Annotated in this window: 4 protein-coding genes; all 4 read right to left on the minus strand. The window is 51.8% G+C overall.

The features are described 5' to 3' along the window. Positions 1-1,851 (minus strand): type VI secretion system membrane subunit TssM (gene tssM / locus KHU33_RS25165; RefSeq protein WP_211468137.1); only part of this gene is annotated, 1,851 nt, incomplete at its 3' end. 27 nt (positions 1,852-1,878) lie between these two features. Beyond that, positions 1,879-3,303, minus strand: coding sequence for a type VI secretion system protein TssL, long form (gene tssL / locus KHU33_RS25170; RefSeq protein ID WP_211468139.1), 1,425 nt, complete (start codon positions 3,301-3,303; stop codon positions 1,879-1,881). Positions 3,304-3,360: 57 nt separating this feature from the next. Continuing rightward, entirely contained in the window at positions 3,361-3,633 is a 273-nt protein-coding gene (locus KHU33_RS25175) for a PAAR domain-containing protein (RefSeq protein WP_211468141.1), read from the minus strand. Between the two features lie 13 nt (positions 3,634-3,646). Beyond that, positions 3,647-5,378, minus strand: a 1,732-nt coding sequence (locus KHU33_RS25180) for a T6SS phospholipase effector Tle1-like catalytic domain-containing protein (RefSeq protein ID WP_211468143.1), incomplete at its 5' end; no start/stop codon positions are given.

The following is a 5,378-nucleotide window of genomic DNA, read 5'->3' on the forward strand; positions in this document are numbered from 1 at the left end:
CAAACGCGCATAGGTATTATGTGCGGCGTCAGCGACTGGCAGCGTGCTGTATAGGCCGTAGCGGAAATTGCTGGCTGGATCGTCCAGATTGAGTCCCCTAAATACGGGCAGTTCTTGTGCGGCGGCGAGCGTATCGGGTACGGCGAGCATTTTGTTGCTGCCTGATGCGGCGAACAAATTGCTAACGCGTTGTTTCAAGTATCCCGTTTTCTCTGCAACCGCGTTGAGATAGGCATGATTATTTTGAAACGAGAGCATCAATGCATTGCATAACGCGATCAACAAAATGGCGGTACCGGCGTAGCCGATCAAGCGTAGCGCGTGCAGACGAAGCACCGCACGTCGGTTCGGTTCTACCAGATGCGCTTCAGGAATGATGATTTTATTAAATACGTCCGACAGAAAATAGCACCGCTTCTCATCAGATAATGTCGTTGCCGCTGCCTCACGCAGTGCCGCCAACCGATCTGACGGTTGGACATCCGCTTGTGCGGCACGGTGACGTTGTCCTACGGTTAAGCTGCTGGCTGGCACGTGAGCATGCGTTTGTGCCGCACTGGTGAAATACACGCCACGCAGGCTGGAGCGCATGTCGCTGGCACCATACAGATCATGATGGAATATGGCGTCGATCATCTGGGCCAATGGCACGATGACAGCCTCAAACTCTCGCGGCAGCAAGGTTAAGGCCGCCCGCATATCGGCTGAAAACTCACATTGCAAGCGCTGTGGCGTCCCCTCTTCCAGACGTTCCAGCAAAGCCTGAAACTGTGATTGCAGTTGATTGACTAAAGATACTTTGCTGTCATCAGATTCGTTAGAAAGAAAGGTAAAACCCCATGCCTGTGCGCGCTCGGCGGACGACAATGCGGCAAAGTATTCTGCAAAACCTTCCAGCACGTCCATCTTGGTGACGATGACATAACATGGGAAGCAGATACCTAATTCAGACTGCAATTGCCCCAAGCGTGTGCGGATTTGCGCCGCATAGGTGATGCGTTCCTCCGGCGTTTGCATGATCAACGCGCCAATATCGATGGCCACAATCGCACCATTTATCGGCGCCAGCACCCGCTTCTGGCGCAATAGCGTTAAGAAGCCTTGCCATACAGTTCTGTCTTTAACCGGGTCTGTGGTCTGGGTGGTGTAACGCCCGGCGGTATCAATCAACACCGCTTCCGCGGACATCCAGACATCACAATGTTCCGTTGGACTGTCGCCAGCCGTGACCAGGTTCTGTAGTTGCCCTGTCACGTGTAATCGCAATCCGCCGTTAACCAACGCGCTGGTCTTACCACTTCCCTCTGCGCCGATCACCATATACCATGGGTGTTGATACAGATAGCGCTTGCCTTGAAATATCCAACGCAATGGGTTCACGCCACGTAAACTTTTAAGGCGTTTTATGGCGCGCCTAAAAATCTCCCTGACATGCTGCAATTCAGCGTAGCCCTCAGGCGATACGATCTCTTGTCCTTTGTGCTTCTGGTTCAACCGGCGAGACAAGATCACCAATGCATACCCCGACAAGATCACCGCAATGATAACGGCACGCACCGTCATTGATGCGAGAGGCTGCGCTTGTGCAAAGCTCAGCAACGGACCGAGATGCCAGATCAAGACACAAGTGGCGGCAACAGCGAACAGATGCATCGCTACCGGTGTCAGCAAACACACTCCGAACAAACATGTCAACGCGATGACAGTGGCGCGCATCATCACCGAAGCCAGCGGATGCAAATGACTGACAGCGAGCAACGGACCAAGGAACCAGATGATTGCTGCAATTAATATCACCGCGACAACAGCCAGCGTCTGACGAGAAAAGACTAGCGAGAAAAATTTAGGCATGGGCACAATCGTGAGCGTAATGCGACATCAGCGGCTTGATGTGGCAGCAACAGCAGAAGAGGAGGAAGCAGCGGGTTGCAATACAATCATTTCCACGCGCCGGTTTTTAGCACGGCCAACAACATTGGCATTGCTGACAAGCGGCTCACTATCGCCACGACCGATAATGGTTACACGATTACCAGCGACGCCCGCCGCTTGCAGCACGTCGCCGACGCTGGCAGCGCGTTCTTCTGACAAAGCTTGATTATTCGGAAAGGCGCGGGTCCGGATCGGCACGTTATCGGAATGACCGATGATTTGCACGCTGCCGGATACTTTAGCAAGCTCTGTGGCCACTTTATCCAGCAAGGACAACATGTCGGCATTGAGCTTGGCAGCGCCTGCCACAAACATATCGTCTCCTTTAAACAGCACGCTACTTCTACCGGCGTCACTCTCGTCGACTATGACTTTGCCGCTGGCGATTTCATCTTTGAGTAATTGCGCCAGGCGCAATGGCATGGCCTGCGTTGGCGGCGGCGTCATCTTGCCGATGTCGGTAATCTCTTGCACCAGTTGCTCACTCCGGGTGACGAGCTGATATTTGTACCAGGAAAACATGGTGAATGCGACCAACACCGCTACTACCGCCACCAAGCCTACGGGCACATGACGCCTGGGCATGAACTTGCCGGGAGCTGTCAGTGGCAAGTTGGGCGATAAAGCCGCTGGCGCCGGCGGCTGATTAGCATAAATGCGTTCGTACACGTGCTGGCGGATATCAGATAAGGATTTTTCGCCGCCAACTTCCGCGCGATACCTTCCTTTAAAACCCATATGGAGAATGTAGTACTGTACTTCCAGCACATCGCGATGTTCATCCTGTTTTGATAACATCCCCCCGGTAAAATTGAAAAAATTGACGCCGCCTTGTCTGTTCTGGTGAAACATTTCCGCCAGCATGCGCCCTCCTGCCCAAACGCCAACATCGCCTCCACCGTGACCGCCACCCCACTTTGTACCCACTGCTGCCTCATCCAACGCTGTACATAAGCAATAACTCGCTATCTCCGTATGCTCGCGCAAGATGTCGGCGCGGTTGCACAGGATTTTAAAATCGATGACTTCCTGTTGCACCAAGCGCCGGAACGATTCGATTTGAATCTGCGTCGTAAAGTGGGTTTTACGTATGTCGGCCAGCATCCAGATCAACGGCTTGGCGGCTTCTAGCAAAGGATTTTTAGCGGCTTTGATCTTGACCAGCCGGGCATCGCGTTGTTCGGGTGTTGTGATTGCTTTGAGAACGATGGCAGCGATTTTCTGCTCTATGCTGACGGCTTCTTTTTCCGCATCACTGGCAGTCCCCATCAAAGGTGCTGAACGCGTGACCGGTACGTCATTACCCATCAACTTGAGTAAGCCATCCCCTGTTAACGGCGTAAGCGGCGCAACCTCTGTTGAGTCTGTCATAGTAAAAATATGTGAATATGTTGAGTAAACGTGCTGCGTCAATTATGTAAAAACTACTCATGCCGTGATGCTGGCAAAAGCGCTCGCGGTGGCGGCAATGAGAAAACAACCGCATGCGGTGCGGTGACGATCCAAGGCCACCGGAATGCCGCCGCTGGCATGGTTTGACGAGCCTTCCGCAATATGGGTCATGCCGTGCTTGTCGCAGCGGGCCAGATCCCCCTTACGGGCAACCGCTTTGCCCGCGACCGTTTCGATCGGTGAGCCGGACATGACAATGCCGCCGTTGCTCAGCGGGTCGCCAACGACGACGATGGATAGATCAGACATAGGACTCTCCCGATCAAGCCATGCGGGTTAATTGGGGAGCGCCGAGCATGGCGTTCTTGGGAGTTGCGGTACCGGTATAAACGATGCGGTAACGGATATAACCTTCATGCTCTGATGCTGACGTTAAAGCCGTACCTAATTTCCCGATGAAGCCTGCATAGGAGTCATGCACGAAATCATCGAAAAATGTGGGAATTTCGGCGGCTACCGTTACCATCTTGGTCTCAATCTTCGCCAAGATATCAGCCGCTCTACGCGAGAAACCCTTATTTTCATTGTCCACTTGAAAGTCTTTTACGCCGGACCTCACAACAAATTTCAATTGCGCCGCAAAAATGCTCTCGCCTTTAAGAAGATAGTCATACCCTTTGGCGTCCAGTCGGCTGGCATACCCAACGCTGGTTAGATTTTTGTACTCATTTTCTTGAGTCACTTGATAACGCCACGCCAGATACAGCTCACCATGTCTTTTCAGCGCATCTTCGATGGAGAGATCTTCCTCAATGCCGCAACTGGACAAATAAGTGGCGACTCTACTGGCGACTAATGGGTCAATGTCAAACTGTTCGGCTAATCTGTTTGCTTTTCCTGATTCGGATGCAAAGTTGAGCCATGGATCGCCATAGGTATGAAATTCACAGGCTTGACGTGCAGCAGCGAGCATGTCGTTCAGTGCTAATTGCGATAATTTAAGTTTGTTCTTTACTTCCAATTTCGGCGAGGCATCAATTTGCGGTAAAGCAGAAATAGCCTTTCCTTGCTCATTGGGCGCATAACCGCCACCGACATCGCTGTGGACACCTGGGTAATAGCGCTCACAACATCTGGCGGGCATAGTCCCGTCTTCCTTGCACACGCTATCCAACGGGAAGCTGGAGCGCAATTCATGCATGGCGGCGAAATGGACGCAGTTTCTGACTGCCGGATGAATATGCAGGTTTTTTGGCTCCGCCCAGTTCATGTGATTGTTATAGGGATCGGCAGGATTGCCGACGGAGGCCACGGTATCGAAAATACCGAGCATGCGCACATAGGATTCAATACCAAACAATGTTCTATTGTCGTCCGTGCCGAATAGCAGATAGTCGTGCAGCCAGGTAGTGAACGTGCGCGCCTGCGCCGCACCGCGTGAAAACCCGAATACATCGATATAGATGCCGGTAATTTTTCTGGGCGTTTTTCGATCAGCCAGCTTCGTGGTCAATTCGCTGTTCAGCTTGGCAAAGAAAGTGCCCCGATTGGGATCGTCAACCAAGCCGCGTTCTAGTCCCAATTCTTTTAAAATTTGCGCTTCTTTGCCGATTGGCATGCTGCTTGATGGGTCGTCTGGACGTACCCAGATTTCACTGCATAAGGCAGCCATTTGCGGCAGTTCAAATAGTAGTTCGTCGTTAGTAAAAAAATTTACAGAATTCAAAACCTGTAGCAAACCAACTAAAATTCTTGCCTGTCCGCCCATTCCTGCGGCTGCTTCCAAGGGATTCTTACCTGAAGTACCTAATTCCTTACATTCCGTACCTACCCCGGAAATGTAATGACGAAAAAATCCTTCGTTCGGATCTTCACGATAGGCGTCAAATAGACGGGCAACATTGCTCTGTGCATCTTTCCCCATATCTGCATCACGATTGTTGTTAGTGCCATCAAAGAAAATGCCAATATTGAGGGTATATTCACAATGGCCGCCAGTGACGATAGGTAGTCCCGGAGGGCAGGATACTACTACCGGGACCAAGCAGTTTTTG

It is taken from the genome of Collimonas silvisoli (genome assembly GCF_018305005.1).
Lineage (GTDB): Bacteria > Pseudomonadota > Gammaproteobacteria > Burkholderiales > Burkholderiaceae_D > Collimonas > Collimonas silvisoli.

Bases quoted from the DNA above. Each gene is read 5' to 3' on its own strand.
- KHU33_RS25175 (WP_211468141.1), bottom strand. From the start codon at position 3,633: ATGTCTGATCTATCCATCGTCGTCGTTGGCGACCCGCTGAGCAACGGC.
- tssL (WP_211468139.1), bottom strand. From the start codon at position 3,303: ATGACAGACTCAACAGAGGTTGCGCCGCTTACGCCGTTAACAGGGGAT.